The following is a 19001-nucleotide window of genomic DNA, read 5'->3' as shown; positions in this document are numbered from 1 at the left end:
TTTGCAATCAAGTGTACAGAATATGCGATGAAAAACGCAAAATGCCAATTCTTGCTGAGGTATCATCAATCTAGCTAAAAAGGAATGATGTGTATGCTGAAGCAACATAGTGAAATAAAAATGATTTGGTTGATGCTCCTCATCATAGTAGCGATCAGTACTTGGGTTCTAGCGTTGCCGATCATTACGTTTTTATGTGTTGCTGCATTCCTCATAAGTGTTATGCAATATGCCCATCATATTGAAAAACCGCTTACCAACATTGAGCAACAGACTCATTATTCGAAACAGAATACATCACGATTGCCCTTATATATTTCGTCATTTCTTGCACTAATTGGCAGCTTGTTCGATTGGACATGGTTGGTTGGATTAGGTTTAACATTCTGGATTTATTTTTTCCTAAACTGGTTGCGACAACTTGAGGGACGATTAATTCAAATCGGTGCTTTACAGGAAAAGTTAATAAAACAAGATCCAGACGATCAGACCAGCATCACAAGTATTTTACAAAGTTCAGAGGGAATCCACACAAATCAGCAGCATGATTTGGGTTTTGGGGCGCAAATCAGACGATGGATCTTTCATGGGAACCCTGTCCTGAAAGTTGCGATTACTGTCCTAGTGATTGGGGTCGTCTTATTATTGAGATATATGGTTGAACATTGGACCTTAAGTCTTTCAATCAAACTTTTGGCTGTTGCTGTCATCGCCGTCATATGTGTTGCCTTTGGTTATCATATACAGAAAAAAAACCGCGGCTTTGGTCTTGCTTTACAAGGACTGGGTTTTGCGGGATTGTTATTAAGTATTCTATTTGCTTATCACGATGATCTGTTAAATCTCATTAATACGATTACGCTTTACAGCTTGAGCATGCTGTCGTTGGTCATACTGATTTTAAAACAGCGGTCAGTGGAGCTTTCCCTGATGGGAGTTTTGGTTGCTTATATTGCACCGTTCACATTACCTCATGCAGATTTTTCCTCAGCTCAATTACTGTCTTATTATCTAGCGGTCAATTGTGTTGTAGGTGTAATTTGTACATTACATCCATGGAAAATACTCACTCAAATAGCGTTGCTGCTCATTGTTGTTATCGGTGATGGTTATGCCTTTTTGAATGGCGGTGTTGCAGAGAGATTCGTTTTATCCTGTCTAGTTATTGCACATGCGAGTGTATTTATTTGGTTGGGTTTCAGATTTAACCAGCTCGCTACACATCAAAATCAAGCTCATTTAGGTCAGCGTATTATTGACTCCGCATTGATTTATGTCAGTCCCTTGGTCGCATACGCATTTTTACATCTCATGTATTTAGATCAAAAATCGGTTCAAATTGCCTTGTGTTTGGGTTTTGCATTGACTCACTTTGCGATTTTTAAAGTTGTGCAGCACGCGAAATTTGATACGGCGATTAAACAAAATTATTTAATGTTAGGTTTTATTTTTCTAAGTTTTATCCCGCCGATCTTGATCCCACAAGTATGGAGTGTGATCGGGTGGATTTTTGAAGGACTTCTTATTTTAATGTGGGGTTTGCATCGTGAGTTTAGGGTAGGGCGAACATTAGGTTATGCGTTGTTAACAGTTGGATTATTTTCGTATTTATACTATTTGATCGAGTTAGCATCAATTCCAAATATCATCCCATGGTTACTAGGTCTAAGTTATATCCTTGCGATTGTGGTCTCCAATGTTGTGATGCGTTATCAAAAACAGCTGACACTGTCAGATAAAATTTTCCTGTCTATTTTTTCTTTTTTTGCGAGTCTTTTACTGCTTTATCAAGGTGTGGAAAGTTTTAGTGAACCGATGAGATTAATCTACACACTTGCATTCACAACTGCGATTTATTTTGCTGCCAATTTTGTGTTGCAACCGCGCCAAGTAGTCTCATGGTCATGGTTATTACCAAAATGGTTGGGGCTGATTCCTATTGTAGTGTTCGCAGCTATTATGCTGATCGATCAATACACTCAAGGAGTCATCGTCTGGCAGTCATTTGGTGAGCAAGGCTTGTTTATCTTGGCTTGCTTGGGCCTGAGCTATCTGTGGTTAAAACCAATTTCAAATGCTCAGTACGAAAATGAATGGATCGCCTTTGGTGGACTCGCTTCTTTAGCTTGTGCCAGTGTGGGTGTAGTTTCAATGTCACCTATGATGGGAGCTGTTCTTTTACCGTTGATACTTTATGGCTATAGTGTTTCTAAAACAACAGACTTGAATAAGCTTTGGTTAACAAAGACCAGCCTCATTTTATTGTTGTGCTGGATTGTCAGCTCACAAATTTGGGTGGTAGAACCCTTTTGGAAATATTTTATCCCAATCTTAAACCCTATTGATTTCGTCAGTCTGACTGGTTTGTGGGTGCTTATTCAGGTGCTTCGCAGTCAAATCAGAATGGGGCTAGAGCGAACACTTGGCGCATTCTTGATCTTACTCGCTGTGCTATGGGTAAGTAGTTATGTACTTCTTAGAGCCTTACATTTTTATTTTGCTACACCTTATAACCAGTGGATCATTTGGCAAGATTCTGCAGTGCAATTGGCGTTGACATTATTGTGGGTGGTCATGGCATTCATTGTGATGAAATATGCCGCTATCATCCATAATCGAGTGGTATGGATGTTTGGTGCAAGTATTTTGGCGATCGTGACTTTTAAGTTGGTGTTGTTAGATTTATCCCATATCGGCACTCTAAGTCGAGTTTTATCATTTTTAGGCGCGGGAGGATTAATGTTGATTATTGCGTACATCGCTCCAGCGCCAGAGCAAAAACGAGTAGAAGAGACTAATGCTTGATCCTGAGATCAAGCATTAACCTTAATTCATTATAATTTAGGCTCTCTTTTGATTTCCTTATCATTGGCGTATTGGTCTATTTCCTCATCTGTCAACGAGGGTTGTGGAGGGCGATCAACAAAGCCCATTTTAGGTACAGGAATTTCAATATGGTGATCAACAAAACCATTTCGAATGCGTTCTTGCATTTCATCACGCACTTTCAAAAAGTTTTCCTGTTGGCACCAAATGGCGAATAACAATTCGATTGAAGATTCACGGAATGCGGTTACCGTCACAGCAGGTTTAGGATCTGCTAACACTAAAGGATAGCTGTTCGCCACCTTTAATAAAACTTCTCGTACTTTAATGATGTCTTCATGAAAGTTGATTGCAAGTGTAATGGGAATGCGCCGTATCGGAAATTTAGAAAGGTTGTGTACGGGAGCACGAATTAATTGCTCATTAGGTAAACGGACATAGACATTATCTTGAGTCAGTAATTTGACAGACAGTAAATCAATGGAGATCACTTCGCCTTCGATGGTATGTCCACGAATTAACGTAATTTGAATGGTGTCACCAATTTCAAAAGAACCTTCACCAATCAAGAATAAACCGCTAATCAAGTTCGTCGCAGAGGTTTGGGAGGCAAAACCCAGCGCTACGGTCAAGATACCAGCGGCACCTAGAAATACACTTAATTTAAAACCTGCTTCTTTTAAACTCGCCATCACAAAGATGAGGAAAATAAAATAAAAAATACCGCGCCGCCATACCAAACGCTGATGAGCATTAAATTTGGCGCCGATCGTTCTAACAAAAGTATTGGAAACGACTCGAGCAAAAAGGAATCCAATAAAGCAAAGCACAATCGCAATAATAATTTCAGTTAAGCGATCCGTATTGATATTGGTAAATATACTTTTGAGGCTATCAGCAATGGTGCCGGTAAGACTATCTGCCATATGCCCCCCTTAGAAGAATGAATCAAACATGTTAAATAAAGTACTACCTGGGGCACGTGCTGGATTGACATAAATTACATCACCAGCCAATGGTGGGGTGCGATTTTCAATACGAATACGTGCTGGTCGATCCATCCCTTCGTGAATGACTTTAATTTGTGACGTCCATAATCGCTCTGTACTTTCACTATAAAACAAAGGCAGGGCAGGAACAGGTACATTCATTCGATCGAAACGGAGTTGATGTCCACTGACATTGTGAAAGTCAATTGGAGTGACTGCACGAAATGCACGTGGACGAAGTTGTTTGAGTTCTGTTCGACCATCAACTGAAGTGGCGTAACACATTTCACCACTGCGTTGATCAGGTCCGAACCATGTATCTTTAGGCATAATGACCGGTATATCGAATAATGGGGTCTTTTGACTTTCGACATAACCTGAAAGCCACAGAGGGGTACTAATATAAAGCGTGCCACGTTGACCAGCTGGAATGTAAATTGGGTCTACAGGACGGATCACCACAGATCGATCTGCAAGACGTGGTATCAATTGAATTTTAGGGTGAGTTTCCCTGAACATGTAACGTTCTACATGCACTGGACGAGGAAATGAAAAATGGGGGTCATCCATTTCCTGCCACTTTTGTTCGTAGTCGTATTGAATTTGAGGACGGTAGTACTCCATGCGCCATTCTTGTAAGCCACGAGTGAGTCGAAAGAGCAATGAACCAAATTGCCAAGCACGCACTTGATTGAGTTCAAAATGCTGCTCACCCCACCATCTTAAAGTCGAAGGGTTTTGCTCAAGTTTCTGATCTAGTGACAATAGGGAATATCCTTAAATAAATTCATTAAAAAACTGTCTTCACGCTGTCAAATGCTTAGAGTACACTCGAGGTAATTTTAATCATGATTATCATCCCTTATGCAAGTACTTAAACAAATACAAATACCGTATAGTTTTGCAAAAAAGCATGGCGTTTTGTTGCGTTATGAAGGGGATCAAGTTTTTATTGTCCGTCGTCAAGATACTGCTTTGGTTGCTTTGCAAGAAGCACGCCGTTACGTGGGGCGTACAGCCCAATATCAATTGGCGACTGAACAAGATTTTAGTCAGTTACTCAGTTCAAGTTATGCTGGCGAGACAGGCGAGTCTCAGCAAGTGGCTGCTGGTTTAGAAGATCATCCTGACTTGTTAAGTTTAGCCGATCAAGTACCTGAAGCAGAAGATCTGATGGATCAGGAAGACGATGCTCCGATTGTTAGATTGATTAACGCATTATTGTCCGAAGCCATTCGAGTGAGTGCATCAGATATACATATTGAAGCTTTTGAAAAAAAGTTATCGGTTCGTTTACGTGTTGATGGGCAACTTCGAGAAATCGTGCAACCACGTCGTGAACTTGCCCCATTGTTAGTTTCACGTATTAAAGTAATGGCAAAACTTGATATTGCTGAAAAGCGAATTCCTCAGGATGGTCGTATCTCTTTACGACTGGCTGGTCGTGAGGTGGATGTCCGTGTTTCGACTTTACCCTCTTCACATGGTGAGCGCGTAGTAATGCGTCTTTTAGACAAGCAAGCAGGTCGTTTAAATATGACCCATTTGGGTCTGATGAAAGATGATTACGAGCGATTAACCCAATTAGTGCATCGTCCTCACGGTATCATTCTCGTGACCGGACCGACAGGTTCTGGTAAAACGACGACACTTTATGCTGCACTCTCGGATTTAAATGATGGATCTAAGAATATTTTGACCGCGGAAGATCCAATTGAATATCAACTTGAAGGTATTGGACAAACTCAGGTTAACACTAAAGTGGATATGACATTTGCGCGTGCATTGAAAGCGATGCTTCGTCAAGATCCCGATGTGGTGATGGTGGGGGAAATTCGAGATTTAGAAACTGCAGAAATTGCTGTGCAAGCATCTTTGACGGGTCACTTGGTATTGTCGACGTTGCATACCAATACTGCGATTGGTGCAGTGACGCGTTTAAAAGACATGGGAATTGAGCCATTTCTTCTGTCGAGTTCTTTAATTGGTGTGATTGCGCAACGATTGGTTCGTACTTTGTGTTCGCATTGTCATAGTTGGCGTGCCGCGGATGACTTTGAAAAAGAAATTTTTAAGAATGTCCATGATGGTATTGCGCTCAATCTGCCTCAACCAGAGGGGTGTGAACATTGTGCGCATACAGGTTTTAGTGGTCGTACCGCCATTTATGAAATCGTCCCTGTTGATGATGGAATGCGCCGTCTGATTCACGGGAATGCTGCAGAGTTTGAAGTTGAAAACTATGCTCGCCAGGAGTCAGGTTCGATACGTGATGATGGATTACGAAAGGTGCTTGAAGGTAAGAGTACATTAGAGGAAGTACTTCGAGTAACAAATGAAGCGGCGGAGTGATTCAGAGATTATTTAATAATTCTCGATAAAACGAAGAAGCGCTGATTTGAAATTAAGCTCGAAAGCTGAGGATTCAACAAAAGAGCTCAATTATAATAGTTGGGCATTTCGCATTCGCATAAGGTAATGAATTACATTAATAAATAAAAATAATTTTGAATAAGGTTTATAAGGTGAATTATAGGAATATTTATGAATTATCTTATGTCAAAACGCCATTACAGTAAGACATCTCACTAAAATTATTTTACAAAATTAAAGATTATGTAATATTTAGATTTTGCAATGTGATAATTTAATTTTGCATTTGGTTTCATACTTAATGTAAAAAATCTGTGAAGTATTACCAAATAGATCTAACAATACAAAACAATAGCTATAAAACATATATTTACTAAAAAATAATAAAAACATATGGTTAATTAACATGCGACAGACATTGCACTTGAAGATCTACATTTCTATGTATTCTACATGCTTAACTATAGAATGATCCTTTCCAAGTCTAAAGATACCTCGACGTGTTTCTCAGCAAAGCTGAGTTGTTTTACATATTGAACCGTGTAATCAGAAGTTCTTCAAAATCAAATATCAGTAATTAAGGAAAATTATACATGGAACTCAAAACACTCATCTGCACCCTCACCGCACTCGGTGGTATCGGATTAGTTGGATGTAATGATTCAAATTCATCTGAGCCTATTCCTCCAACAAATGCTACTGGTAATCTCTTGGTACTGACCAGTGACGGTATGATTAGCTCACTCAATCACGACCAACCTAGTTCGCTGATTTCAAATATTAAAATTTCAGGTTTAGTTTCTGGGGATCAGCTGGTTGGAATGGACCATCGTCCAAGTGATGGAAAGTTATATGCAGTAGGTTTGTTGGGTAATATTTACACGTTAAATCCAAGTTCTGGAGTAGCAAAATTCGTTATTAAAATGACAGCTGATCCAGCAGATACGACAGATGGTAATGCAGCTTTTAGTAAAATTACTTCCAATCCTGATGCGCTTAGCGTGAATTTCAACCCTGCTGCGGATCGTCTAAGAATTATTGGTCAAGATGGTCAAAACCTAAGAGTTAATGTTGATAGAGGTCTCACCATCACCGATGGAGAAATTAGTCGGGTTGGTGATGCTACAACCGAAGTAAGTGCCGCAGCTTATACCAATGCTTTTGCTGGAACGGCAAGTACAAAATTATACAGTATCGAATCTTCGACAGATCGCATTTATCTGCAAAATGCAAATGCCGGAACATTAGGTATCTCTGCACCCTTAGGTCAGGATGTATCGAATAACGGTGGTTTTGATATAGACCCAATAAATAATATTGGTTTTGCTGCATTAAAAGTCTCGGGTGCATATAAACTATTTCAAGTTAATCTTGCTCAAGTCGGAACGACCAATAACGCTATTTTTGAGACAAGCGACTTGCCTAACGAATATCGTCAAACCTCCATTCGTGGGATTGCGCTTAATCGAGCAGAAGAAACCACTTCAAAAGGAATTGGGTTGACCAATAATAATTCTTTAATTAGATTTGAAATCAATAGTCCAAATGATACGACCGAACAAAAAATTACAGGCGTATTGGTCAATGAGAAATTCGTAGGTATTGATTTTAGATTACGTACTGCTGCTGATAAAACCGATACACTATATGGTTTAACTAATCAAGCAAACTTGTATACCATTAACCCAAATTCTGGTGCTGCAACACTTGTGACTGCACTTAAAGCAGGCACGGGTAGTAACTTTAGTACTCTAGACGGCACACAGTTTGCTGTTGACTTCAATCCAACGGCTGACCGTTTAAGAGTCATCAGTAATTCAGGGCAAAATCTGCGAATCAATGTCGATACGGGTGAAACCATTCAAGATGGCAAAATTAATGGGATCACAAATGCAGTGATTAGCGCTGCGGCATATACCAACAGTTTTAAAACACCTATTTCAGCTCTTAGCACCGAATTATTTAATCTAGATCAGGCCAATCAGTTACTGACGAAGCAAGTTCCACCCAATGATGGAACATTGGTGAGATTAGGTAGTCTTGGCGTGAACTTAAGCTTGAATGATGGTTTCGATATTGCTGGTGGTGATAATGGATTAGCTCTAGCGGCAATAAGCAACAATAATGGTGCTTCTATCCTATACCGTATAGATCTAAATAGCGATACAGCACTTACAACTCCTCGTGCACGTCCAGCTATTTCCGTTAATGGGACGCCTAGTGTTATGAAGTCAATGATCGGCTCAATTACAACGCCCGCCTTAATTGACTTAGCAATACTTTTTAAATAGTTTACTTGCTAGATTAAAAGAGTAATAGTTAAAAAGACATATGTACTTTTGAATTGATATAGTTGAAGACGGAAATTTTGGAGATACTGAACTAGTTAGTGGAGGTATCTCCAAATCACTATTTTTCTTTAAATTAAGCTGCAGGACTGATTACTGCAAGCTGAGGCAAAGAGTCATTATTCCTTTAGATACACATAAATCTACTTGATCCCACCTAACATAAAATTTCTTTTTCTAAGTTGAAATTAACTTATAACCACAAAAAAGCTGAGATGCAATATGCATATCAGCGTGATTTTTAGGATTGAAACAACTGGATCAAACAATCACATTCAAGGTCACATCAATATTGCCACGTGTTGCATTTGAATATGGACAAACGATATGAGCAGCATCTACTAGCTTTTGAGCTTGCTCTTTATCCAAGCCTTCCAGATGAATATTTAAAGTGGCTGCTATTCCAAAACCAGTTGGAATAGGACCAATACTCACTTCACCTTCAATATAAGCATCTGGTGTGATTTTCAATTTATCGCGGTTGGCAACAAATTTCATCGCACCTAAGAAACATGCAGAATAACCAGCAGCAAATAATTGCTCTGGATTTGTTCCACCACCGGGACCACCCATTTCTTTTGGTACAGCGAGCTGAACATCTAAAATTTGATCTGATGATGTAGCACGACCATCACGCCCACCAGTAGCTTTTGCATGTGCGGTATAAACAACTTTTTCTAATGACATGATTCCTTCCAGATAGAGTATAGGTGAATATCTATACTCTCTGATTTAAAAGGAATGATAAGCGGTAATTTTGTAAAGCTTGGTATTCAATTTTTTATGTGTGAGCAGGTTAAAGCTGAATAAGTTTACGATGCTGAATTAATGGCATCGATTCTCTAATTTTTTTCTGTTCATCGATGTCAAACGGAACTGTAATCATTTGAGCACCTTCTTCAGAGATGATATCTAACAATTGACCACGAGAATTCGCAGCACCAGAGTGACCCCAGGTTTGTCTTTTTTCACCGTGCCACCCTTGTTGAGCTGAGCCTAAAACTTGGCATTGACTATCCATGGCACGAGCTTGTAAAAGTAATTGCCAGTGCATTTGACCTGTCGTGTAAGTAAAAGCAGAAGGTGCTGTTAAAATATTTGCGCCTTGTGCGCGCAGCTTTAAAGCAAGTTCAGGAAAACGAAGGTCATAGCAGACCATTAAACCAATATTGCCAAATGGAGTTTTAGCAATGACGGTGTGATCACCTGGTTCAAAAAACTTAGATTCTTGATATCCACCTACCGCATCACCGACTTGAACATCGAATAAATGAATCTTGTCATAACGTGCTTCTGTCTTTTCAGGGCTAATACAAAGACTGGTTGTTCTGACACGACCATCTGGCACAATGGTGCCGTCTGGGCGAAAAGGACAGGGGAGTGTCCCAGCAACAATCCACATTTGATATTGATGAGCAAGTTGTTCTAAACGAGATTGTATTTCTTCAAATCGTTCAGCAGTCTCACGCTGTTTGCCTGCCGCAAAACAAACGAAATTCTCCGGGAAAACGATCAAGGAGGCCCCTTGATTCTTACTTTTTGCTAACAATGATTCAATGACTTGAAAGTTATTTTCAATATCATTTTGGGAGTTCATTTGGGTGACAGAAAGTAAGGTTGTCATGAGGTTCTCCTTAAGCGCTCAGTATGCTTAAGAGAATATCAGATGCTGTGATCGATGGTATCTTGTTGTTGTTCTAATTGTTTAACCAAAGGCTCGAACATATTTTGGTTATCAGCATTTAATTTCATTAATGTACGATGAGCATCTAATACAGTTGAAAGCATTGCATTATGTGTGATGTGTTCGTCCAATAAAGCGCGCGTGCACACATTCGGATCTCCGCAATAGTTTAAAATTACGAAAACCTGACCAAGACCCATACTGTTCGCAAGTGTAGTGATATCTGGGTTAGTAGATAACATAACAGCTTGAACTTGATGCACTTGTTTGAGCTTTAATCCTAGTTTTGCGAGGATTCCAAGCACAGTACTGTCTATGAATGTAGTTTGAGTTAAATCAACAATTGCGCCTACGACGTTTTGTTGTTGTTCAATCCGAGATAATAATTTATCAAGGCTTATACAAGATTGAGCGCGCACTTCTCCAATGAGTTTGAAAATGTGCGTACCATCCAAGCTTGCATATTCAACATGACCTGTTGACATATAAATGCCATTTGCAGAAAGGATGCTAAAATTATCACATAGCGCAAGTCGATACTCAAGTAGTCTTCAGTCGTAGATCGATTTATAAACAGCTACACTATTGATTATTAACTTAATTTAGACGTTGGAAGCTGAGTATTGCAATATCATCTGCAACATGTTCAGGAACTTCGAATGATTGATTTTGCAAGTGATAGACCAATTGTGTAAATTGTTCATTCAATCCACCATCAAAAGGTTCAAGTGCACCATCTGAGCAAATAATAAAACGAGCTCCACGATTCAACGTACATTCAAACTCTTCAATTTCGAGATCTTCAGTAAGACCTAAGGGAAAGCTGCTGGTGTTGAGGATGCGAGCATCCTGATTAGGTTCAAAGATAATTGCTGGAGGGTAATGCCCTGCGCTTGACCACTTAAGCTGGTGGGTCTCTAGATTCAATGTGCCTGCAATCATTGTAATATGCTTTTCGATGTTCTCTTGTAAAAGCATGCCATTAAGTTTTTTGAGGAGTTCTCGTGGGGTTTTCGATCTACCGTGAAATGCAGCCATCCAAGAGGTAAGAAGTGAGCTTGTTACACCATGCCCAGAAACATCCGCGAGATAAAATAAAATTTCACGATCACTGAGTTTCCAATAATCATACCAATCACCAGATAAATAAGCAGACGGTTGAAATAAAGTCTCGACTTCATAATTAAGCAGGTCGATTGGGTTGGGTAATAGTTTTTTTTGTAATTCGGCTGCGGAGGGCAGGTCGCGGCTGTCCTGATTACGTTTGTATTTTGCTTCGATTTTAGCAATCGATTTTGCGAGGTCTTTTGGAAGACGATCCCAAATCCAGCCAGCGAGTGCACCAAGTTCCCATGCTTGCGAGAGTTGAAGTCCCTCATCTGCATGACCTATCACGATCGTAGGGAGAGTCCATTTAAATTGCAGAAAATCATTAACATCACTAATGGCAATGATGGTTGAATCGTAAAGATGAAGATCATCTATATGAATCATTTGTAAACTCGGCAGAGCCTCTAGAACGCTATCTAGAAGATGGATGTCACGAGTGGGTTGAATGAAATACATAGATGAAAGAATCAATCCTAAATGCTTTATTTATAAAACTATCTTAGACGAACTTATATCGAACGCCAAGTTAAAGTCTAAAAACAGAAGATTTAGACTTTAACTTGCATATGGCTTCTATTCGGATTCCATAGACTCATCCATGAAGGATTCATCATCTGAAAAATCATCTTCAATAAATAGTCCAGAACCCGTTTCTAGACCGCGTTTTTCAGCAATAACATAGTTTTTTCGTTGTAAGTAGGCATCACGCATTGCTGCATACTTGTCACCTTGCAAGACTTGTTCAATCTCTAAAAGTTGAGCACGTGTATCTAATGCGCTAAGTGCCCAGTCACTATAATAGATGCGATCATGACCATCGAGTAAATATTTTTGAGGGCGTGCCTGACTATCTACTACGCGACCAACAGTATCACGGAAGGTGCTTGGTCCCATAAAAGGAAGAACGAGGTAAGGACCAGAAGGGACACCGTAATAGCCTAGAGTAGTTCCAAAATCCTCATCTTCCATTGGCAGAGATAAGCGACGTGCAGGATCAGCGAAACCAAGCGTTGTAATTGTATTTAATGTAAAACGACCAAACGTTTGTGCGGCACGTTTAAAGCGACCTTGAGCAACCTGATTTACAGCATTCCATGGCTCACCCAAATTGTCTCGGAAGCCACGTAATGAATCTCTAACTTGTTCTGGAACTTTATCAGCGTACTGCACGGCTATAGGGCGCAAGACATTTTGATCGACAACATCATTAAATGCGTAGATTTGTCTGTTTAAAGGTTGAAGTGGATCTTTTTCATTTTCAGGTAATGCTGCTGTTGCATTGACTTTGAAATTATCAATTTTTAAATTTTTTAAATCTTTGATAGATCCATTGGTGTTAACTGAATTTTCTAAAGCTGGTTGTGAAGCCTTAGCAATATCGTTGTTTAAAGGCTGGTTATTATCATTTGAGGTAGACAACTTATCAGATGTTGATAATGCAGTATCGTCAGCAATTTTATTGCCTGCAATCTCAGGTTGTTTGGCGTAAGCGGGTGCTGCTAAACCAATACTTAACATACTGACCCAAATAAGTTGAGAGTACTGCATAAAAACATCCTAGAATAAAAGCTGAATATTAGTCTTATTAAATAAATAGTAAGTACGAACAGAATAACGCCATTATAGCGAGAGTTGAAAGCAGTTTACTAAAGTATATTTGCACAAAAAATGTGAATTAACCGTGAAAAAAGAGTGATTTTGTAGAAAATATAATCACTTGTTAAGAAAATATAATTAAATTTTAAAAAAGAGGTTGCATTGGATATGAAATACTGTAGAATGCACATCCATCGGCGGTGATGTTGATTAAAACTTGTTGAAAAACAAGGATTTAGCTGAATATGTTGGATCTAAGTTTTGAGAATGAGTTAGAAAATAAATTAACATTGCTAGTTGACTTTCTGAAAAGAAAGGGTAATATAGCCGACCTAGCTTGATGCTGACGAAGCATTAAGAAGATCATTAAGAGATTATGAAGAACAACTTGTGTGGATTTTTACTGGTTGATTGATCGATATATATTATCATTAATAATTGGTAGAAATTTCTCGAAGTTTATTTGAGCAAATTTTTTGTCAGTAATTGATGAGCCAAGATTGGTACCCTTTAGGTACTATTGATTTTAAACTGAAGAGTTTGATCATGGCTCAGATTGAACGCTGGCGGCAGGCTTAACACATGCAAGTCGAGCGGGGGAAGGTAGCTTGCTACTGGACCTAGCGGCGGACGGGTGAGTAATGCTTAGGAATCTGCCTATTAGTGGGGGACAACATCTCGAAAGGGATGCTAATACCGCATACGTCCTACGGGAGAAAGCAGGGGACCTTCGGGCCTTGCGCTAATAGATGAGCCTAAGTCGGATTAGCTAGTTGGTGGGGTAAAGGCCTACCAAGGCGACGATCTGTAGCGGGTCTGAGAGGATGATCCGCCACACTGGGACTGAGACACGGCCCAGACTCCTACGGGAGGCAGCAGTGGGGAATATTGGACAATGGGCGGAAGCCTGATCCAGCCATGCCGCGTGTGTGAAGAAGGCCTTTTGGTTGTAAAGCACTTTAAGCGAGGAGGAGGCTACTAAGATTAATACTCTTGGATAGTGGACGTTACTCGCAGAATAAGCACCGGCTAACTCTGTGCCAGCAGCCGCGGTAATACAGAGGGTGCGAGCGTTAATCGGATTTACTGGGCGTAAAGCGTGCGTAGGCGGCTTTTTAAGTCGGATGTGAAATCCCCGAGCTTAACTTGGGAATTGCATTCGATACTGGGAAGCTAGAGTATGGGAGAGGATGGTAGAATTCCAGGTGTAGCGGTGAAATGCGTAGAGATCTGGAGGAATACCGATGGCGAAGGCAGCCATCTGGCCTAATACTGACGCTGAGGTACGAAAGCATGGGGAGCAAACAGGATTAGATACCCTGGTAGTCCATGCCGTAAACGATGTCTACTAGCCGTTGGGGCCTTTGAGGCTTTAGTGGCGCAGCTAACGCGATAAGTAGACCGCCTGGGGAGTACGGTCGCAAGACTAAAACTCAAATGAATTGACGGGGGCCCGCACAAGCGGTGGAGCATGTGGTTTAATTCGATGCAACGCGAAGAACCTTACCTGGTCTTGACATAGTAAGAACTTTCCAGAGATGGATTGGTGCCTTCGGGAACTTACATACAGGTGCTGCATGGCTGTCGTCAGCTCGTGTCGTGAGATGTTGGGTTAAGTCCCGCAACGAGCGCAACCCTTTTCCTTATTTGCCAGCGGGTTAAGCCGGGAACTTTAAGGATACTGCCAGTGACAAACTGGAGGAAGGCGGGGACGACGTCAAGTCATCATGGCCCTTACGACCAGGGCTACACACGTGCTACAATGGTCGGTACAAAGGGTTGCTACCTAGCGATAGGATGCTAATCTCAAAAAGCCGATCGTAGTCCGGATTGGAGTCTGCAACTCGACTCCATGAAGTCGGAATCGCTAGTAATCGCGGATCAGAATGCCGCGGTGAATACGTTCCCGGGCCTTGTACACACCGCCCGTCACACCATGGGAGTTTGTTGCACCAGAAGTAGGTAGTCTAACCGTAAGGAGGACGCTTACCACGGTGTGGCCGATGACTGGGGTGAAGTCGTAACAAGGTAGCCGTAGGGGAACCTGCGGCTGGATCACCTCCTTAACGAAAGATTGACGATTGGTAAGAATCCACAACAAGTTGTTCTTCATGACGATGTATCTGAGGGTCTGTAGCTCAGTTGGTTAGAGCACACGCTTGATAAGCGTGGGGTCACAAGTTCAAGTCTTGTCAGACCCACCACTACTGACGAAGCAATTCATACAGAAGAAAGATACATTGATCTAAATGATAAGCTGGGGACTTAGCTTAGTTGGTAGAGCGCCTGCTTTGCACGCAGGAGGTCAGGAGTTCGACTCTCCTAGTCTCCACCACGTATTCATTCGAATACGTAGTAAGCAAACGAGTTGATAGCTTATAGAGCTTAGTAATAAAGCTGTGTATACTGCACGCCTTGATTATTAAGCTCTGTGATTTATCACAGTTGACTGCGATCTGACGAAGACGTAGTGAATCATTAACAGCATATATTTGAGTTGAAATAATTTGTTCATACTCATAGAAAGAGCGGAAACGAGATAACGTAAGTTATTGAGTTGAAGTGATTGAAATGAGAACTAGCGAAATTAACTGAATCAAGCGTTTTGGTATATGAATTTGAATTGAAGCTGTACAGTGTTTAGATACACAGTACTTCAAACTGTAATGTTGAACGATCTACTTGTAGGATCGAACGACTGTTTGGGGTTGTATAGTCAAGTAATTAAGTGCATGTGGTGGATGCCTTGGCAGTCAGAGGCGATGAAAGACGTGATAGCCTGCGAAAAGCTCCGGGGAGGCGGCAAATATCCTGTGATCCGGAGATATCTGAATGGGGGAACCCACCTATCATAAGATAGGTATTGCAACATGAATACATAGTGTTGCAAGGCAAACGCGGGGAAGTGAAACATCTCAGTACCCGTAGGAAAAGAAATCAATTGAGATTCCCTCAGTAGCGGCGAGCGAAAGGGGAAAAGCCCATTAAGTTATGTAAGCTTTAGTGGAATGCTCTGGGAAGTGCAACCATAGTAGGTGATAGTCCTGTACACGAAAGGGCTTACATGATGATGTCGAGTAGGGCGGGGCACGTGAAACCTTGTCTGAATATGGGGGGACCATCCTCCAAGGCTAAATACTCCTGACTGACCGATAGTGAACCAGTACCGTGAGGGAAAGGCGAAAAGAACCCCTGTGAGGGGAGTGAAATAGATCCTGAAACCGCATGCATACAAGCAGTGGGAGCATCTTCGTGATGTGACTGCGTACCTTTTGTATAATGGGTCAGCGACTTACATTCAGTAGCAAGGTTAACCGAATAGGGGAGCCGTAGAGAAATCGAGTCTTAATAGGGCGTTTAGTTGCTGGGTGTAGACCCGAAACCAGGCGATCTATCCATGAGCAGGTTGAAGGTGAGGTAACACTTACTGGAGGACCGAACCCACTGTCGTTGAAAAGCCAGGGGATGACTTGTGGATAGGGGTGAAAGGCTAATCAAGCCTGGTGATAGCTGGTTCTCCCCGAAAGCTATTTAGGTAGCGCCTCGGACGAATACCATTGGGGGTAGAGCACTGTTTCGGCTAGGGGGTCATCCCGACTTACCAAACCGATGCAAACTCCGAATACCAATGAGTACTATCCGGGAGACAGACTGCGGGTGCTAACGTCCGTAGTCAAGAGGAAAACAATCCAGACCGCCAGCTAAGGTCCCTAAATCATAGTTAAGTGGGAAACGATGTGGGAAGGCATAGACAGCTAGGAGGTTGGCTTAGAAGCAGCCACCCTTTAAAGAAAGCGTAATAGCTCACTAGTCGAGTCGGCCTGCGCGGAAGATGTAACGGGGCTAAAACTATGTACCGAAGCTGCGGATTTGCAATTTATTGCAAGTGGTAGGGGAGCGTTCTGTAAGCCGATGAAGGTGGATTGAGAAGTCTGCTGGAGGTATCAGAAGTGCGAATGCTGACGTGAGTAACGATAAAACGGGTGAAAAACCCGTTCGCTGAAAGACCAAGGGTTCCAGTCCAACGTTAATCGGGGCTGGGTGAGTCGACCCCTAAGGCGAGGCCGAGAGGCGTAGTCGATGGGAAATTGGTTAATATTCCAATACTTCTGTGTAATGCGATGAGAGGACGGAGAAGGTTAAGTCAGCCTGGCGTTGGTTGTCCAGGTGGAAGATTGTAGGCATGTATCTTAGGCAAATCCGGGGTACTCTATGCTGAGAATCGATAGCAAGCTAGTTTACTAGCGAAGTGGCTGATACCATACTTCCAGGAAAAGTCTCTAAGCTTCAGTTACACAGGAATCGTACCCGAAACCGACACAGGTGGTCAGGTCGAGTAGACCAAAGCGCTTGAGAGAACTCTGCTGAAGGAACTAGGCAAAATGGTACCGTAACTTCGGGAGAAGGTACGCTGCCGGCGGTGATAGGACTTGCTCCTTGAGCTACTGGCAGCCTCAGAAACCAGGCCGCTGCAACTGTTTATTAAAAACATAGCACTCTGCAAACACGAAAGTGGACGTATAGGGTGTGATGCCTGCCCGGTGCTGGAAGGTTAATTGATGGGGTTAGCGTAAGCGAAGCTCTTGATCGAAGCCCCAGTAAACGGCGGCCGTAACTATAACGGTCCTAAGGTAGCGAAATTCCTTGTCGGGTAAGTTCCGACCTGCACGAATGGCATAATGATGGCGGCGCTGTCTCCAGCAGAGGCTCAGTGAAATCGAATTCGCCGTGAAGATGCGGTGTACCCGCGGCTAGACGGAAAGACCCCGTGAACCTTTACTGCAGCTTGACATTGAACTTTGATCTTACTTGTGTAGGATAGGTGGGAGGCTTTGAAGTAGAAACGCCAGTTTCTATGGAGCCGTCCTTGAAATACCACCCTGGTAATATTGAGGTTCTAACTCTGCTCCATTATCTGGAGCGAGGACCATGTCTGGTGGGTAGTTTGACTGGGGCGGTCTCCTCCTAAAGAGTAACGGAGGAGTACGAAGGTGCGCTCAGCGTGGTCGGAAATCACGCGTAGAGTATAAAGGCAAAAGCGCGCTTAACTGCGAGACCCACAAGTCGAGCAGGTACGAAAGTAGGTCTTAGTGATCCGGTGGTTCTGTATGGAAGGGCCATCGCTCAACGGATAAAAGGTACTCTGGGGATAACAGGCTGATACCGCCCAAGAGTTCATATCGACGGCGGTGTTTGGCACCTCGATGTCGGCTCATCTCATCCTGGGGCTGAAGCAGGTCCCAAGGGTATGGCTGTTCGCCATTTAAAGAGGTACGCGAGCTGGGTTTAGAACGTCGTGAGACAGTTCGGTCCCTATCTACCGTGGGCGTTGGAAATTTGAGAGGATCTGCTCCTAGTACGAGAGGACCAGAGTGGACGAACCTCTGGTGTACCGGTTGTGACGCCAGTCGCATCGCCGGGTAGCTATGTTCGGAAGGGATAACCGCTGAAAGCATCTAAGCGGGAAGCCTACCTCAAGATTAGATTTCCCAAGGACTTTATGTCCTCTAAAGAGCCGTTGAAGACTACAACGTTGATAGGTTGGATGTGGAAGTACGGTGACGTATGAAGCTGACCAATACTAATTACTCGTGAGGCTTGACTATACAACACCCAAACAGTTGGTGTTGTGGTTCAAATCATGACAAATAACTTGATTTAGTTAGATAAAACGCTAAACTGCACAAACTAAAGCAACTCAAATAGCTGTTAATAACTTCTTTGACCAAGCAAAGGCACGCAAACAATATATGCGAATAAGACCCAAGCAAAGTCACAACAGTTGTGCTGGCGACAATAGCAAGAGTGAACCACCTGATCCCTTCCCGAACTCAGAAGTGAAACCTCTTAGCGCTGATGGTAGTGTGGGGTTACCCATGTGAGAGTAAGTCATCGCCAGCTCATTATTCTAAACACCCCCTTCAATACAAGGGGGTGTTTTTTTATGCAGTAAAGAATGAATTTGAAAATAATTAAATCCTTTTAACTTAAATAAGAAGCTCCATTCAGTTAATTTATGCCAAAAGATTGATGATTCTTGCAATTAAAAAAACAACAATAAATGTCAGTATGCCT

General features: G+C 41.9%; 10 protein-coding genes, 2 tRNA genes and 3 rRNA genes. 8 read left to right on the top strand and 7 right to left on the bottom strand.

The window, feature by feature from the left end; translation table 11 throughout:
• The first annotated feature begins 93 nt into the window (after nt 1-93).
• Entirely contained in the window at nt 94-2805 is a 2712-nt protein-coding gene (locus AC1M9E_RS11490; protein ID WP_488224803.1) for a DUF2339 domain-containing protein, read from the top strand.
• 29 nt (nt 2806-2834) lie between these two features.
• Here the strand turns inward: AC1M9E_RS11490 and AC1M9E_RS11485 are convergent, their stop codons facing one another.
• Nucleotides 2835-3752 (bottom strand): mechanosensitive ion channel family protein, encoded by a 918-nt coding sequence (locus AC1M9E_RS11485; protein ID WP_180028502.1) that lies wholly within the window; start codon nt 3750-3752, stop codon nt 2835-2837.
• Between the two features lie 9 nt (nt 3753-3761).
• Entirely contained in the window at nt 3762-4580 is an 819-nt protein-coding gene (locus AC1M9E_RS11480; RefSeq protein ID WP_092768367.1) for a DUF432 domain-containing protein, read from the bottom strand.
• Between the two features lie 99 nt (nt 4581-4679).
• On the opposite strand from AC1M9E_RS11480, the gene gspE reads away from it, so the two are divergent.
• Together gspE and AC1M9E_RS11470 are read left to right on the top strand one after the other, a co-directional pair.
• Nucleotides 4680-6167: a type II secretion system ATPase GspE gene (gene gspE / locus AC1M9E_RS11475; RefSeq protein WP_481607841.1), complete on the top strand. Its 1488-nt coding sequence runs from the start codon at nt 4680-4682 to the stop codon at nt 6165-6167.
• Between the two features lie 614 nt (nt 6168-6781).
• On the top strand, nt 6782-8479 hold the full coding sequence (locus AC1M9E_RS11470) for a DUF4394 domain-containing protein (protein WP_488224802.1): 1698 nt from the start codon (nt 6782-6784) through the stop codon (nt 8477-8479).
• Between the two features lie 318 nt (nt 8480-8797).
• Here AC1M9E_RS11470 and AC1M9E_RS11465 read toward each other — a convergent pair whose 3' ends face one another.
• The 5 genes from AC1M9E_RS11465 to AC1M9E_RS11445 all read right to left on the bottom strand — a co-directional run bounded on the left by AC1M9E_RS11465 (nt 8798) and on the right by AC1M9E_RS11445 (nt 12878).
• Nucleotides 8798-9223 (bottom strand): organic hydroperoxide resistance protein, encoded by a 426-nt coding sequence (locus tag AC1M9E_RS11465; protein ID WP_179998598.1) that lies wholly within the window; start codon nt 9221-9223, stop codon nt 8798-8800.
• Nucleotides 9224-9332: 109 nt separating this feature from the next.
• Nucleotides 9333-10160 carry a carbon-nitrogen hydrolase family protein gene (locus AC1M9E_RS11460; RefSeq protein WP_092768369.1) on the bottom strand — a complete coding sequence of 276 codons (828 nt, stop codon included), beginning with the start codon at nt 10158-10160 and terminating at the stop codon, nt 9333-9335.
• 38 nt (nt 10161-10198) lie between these two features.
• Nucleotides 10199-10705: an anti-anti-sigma factor GigB gene (gene gigB, locus AC1M9E_RS11455; RefSeq protein ID WP_035268529.1), complete on the bottom strand. Its 507-nt coding sequence runs from the start codon at nt 10703-10705 to the stop codon at nt 10199-10201.
• Between the two features lie 112 nt (nt 10706-10817).
• Entirely contained in the window at nt 10818-11786 is a 969-nt protein-coding gene (gene gigA, locus AC1M9E_RS11450; protein WP_481607842.1) for an RsbU family protein phosphatase GigA, read from the bottom strand.
• Nucleotides 11787-11903: 117 nt separating this feature from the next.
• Nucleotides 11904-12878 (bottom strand): MlaA family lipoprotein, encoded by a 975-nt coding sequence (locus tag AC1M9E_RS11445; protein WP_481588734.1) that lies wholly within the window; start codon nt 12876-12878, stop codon nt 11904-11906.
• A 576-nt stretch (nt 12879-13454) separates the two neighbouring features.
• On the opposite strand from AC1M9E_RS11445, the gene AC1M9E_RS11440 reads away from it, so the two are divergent.
• The 5 genes from AC1M9E_RS11440 (at nt 13455) to rrf (ending at nt 18827) form a co-directional block, all read left to right on the top strand.
• Nucleotides 13455-14992, top strand: a 16S ribosomal RNA gene (locus AC1M9E_RS11440).
• Between the two features lie 61 nt (nt 14993-15053).
• Nucleotides 15054-15130: transfer RNA gene (locus AC1M9E_RS11435), tRNA-Ile, on the top strand.
• Between the two features lie 55 nt (nt 15131-15185).
• A tRNA-Ala gene (locus AC1M9E_RS11430) sits at nt 15186-15261 on the top strand.
• A gap of 379 nt (nt 15262-15640) precedes the next feature.
• Nucleotides 15641-18532 (top strand): 23S ribosomal RNA (locus AC1M9E_RS11425).
• 180 nt (nt 18533-18712) lie between these two features.
• Nucleotides 18713-18827: ribosomal RNA gene (gene rrf, locus AC1M9E_RS11420) — 5S ribosomal RNA — on the top strand.
• The 16S, 23S and 5S rRNA genes sit together here with 2 tRNA genes alongside, the layout of an rRNA operon.
• Nucleotides 18828-19001 lie beyond the last annotated feature (174 nt).

The organism is Acinetobacter sp. 24-47-47, assembly GCF_057737035.1.
The sequence above is the reverse complement of the archived record's forward strand: the minus strand, read 5'-3'. Positions and strand labels throughout refer to the sequence as shown.

Excerpts from the sequence above, each read along its gene's own strand:
- AC1M9E_RS11445 (WP_481588734.1), bottom strand. The coding sequence starts at position 12,878 with ATGCAGTACTCTCAACTTATTTGGGTCAGTATGTTAAGTATTGGTTTA.
- gspE (WP_481607841.1), top strand. The coding sequence starts at position 4,680 with ATGCAAGTACTTAAACAAATACAAATACCGTATAGTTTTGCAAAAAAG.
- AC1M9E_RS11465 (WP_179998598.1), bottom strand. The coding sequence starts at position 9,223 with ATGTCATTAGAAAAAGTTGTTTATACCGCACATGCAAAAGCTACTGGT.
- AC1M9E_RS11485 (WP_180028502.1), bottom strand. The coding sequence starts at position 3,752 with ATGGCAGATAGTCTTACCGGCACCATTGCTGATAGCCTCAAAAGTATA.
- AC1M9E_RS11470 (WP_488224802.1), top strand. The coding sequence starts at position 6,782 with ATGGAACTCAAAACACTCATCTGCACCCTCACCGCACTCGGTGGTATC.
- gigA (WP_481607842.1), bottom strand. The coding sequence starts at position 11,786 with ATGTATTTCATTCAACCCACTCGTGACATCCATCTTCTAGATAGCGTT.
- AC1M9E_RS11490 (WP_488224803.1), top strand. The coding sequence starts at position 94 with ATGCTGAAGCAACATAGTGAAATAAAAATGATTTGGTTGATGCTCCTC.
- gigB (WP_035268529.1), bottom strand. The coding sequence starts at position 10,705 with ATGTCAACAGGTCATGTTGAATATGCAAGCTTGGATGGTACGCACATT.
- AC1M9E_RS11460 (WP_092768369.1), bottom strand. The coding sequence starts at position 10,160 with ATGACAACCTTACTTTCTGTCACCCAAATGAACTCCCAAAATGATATT.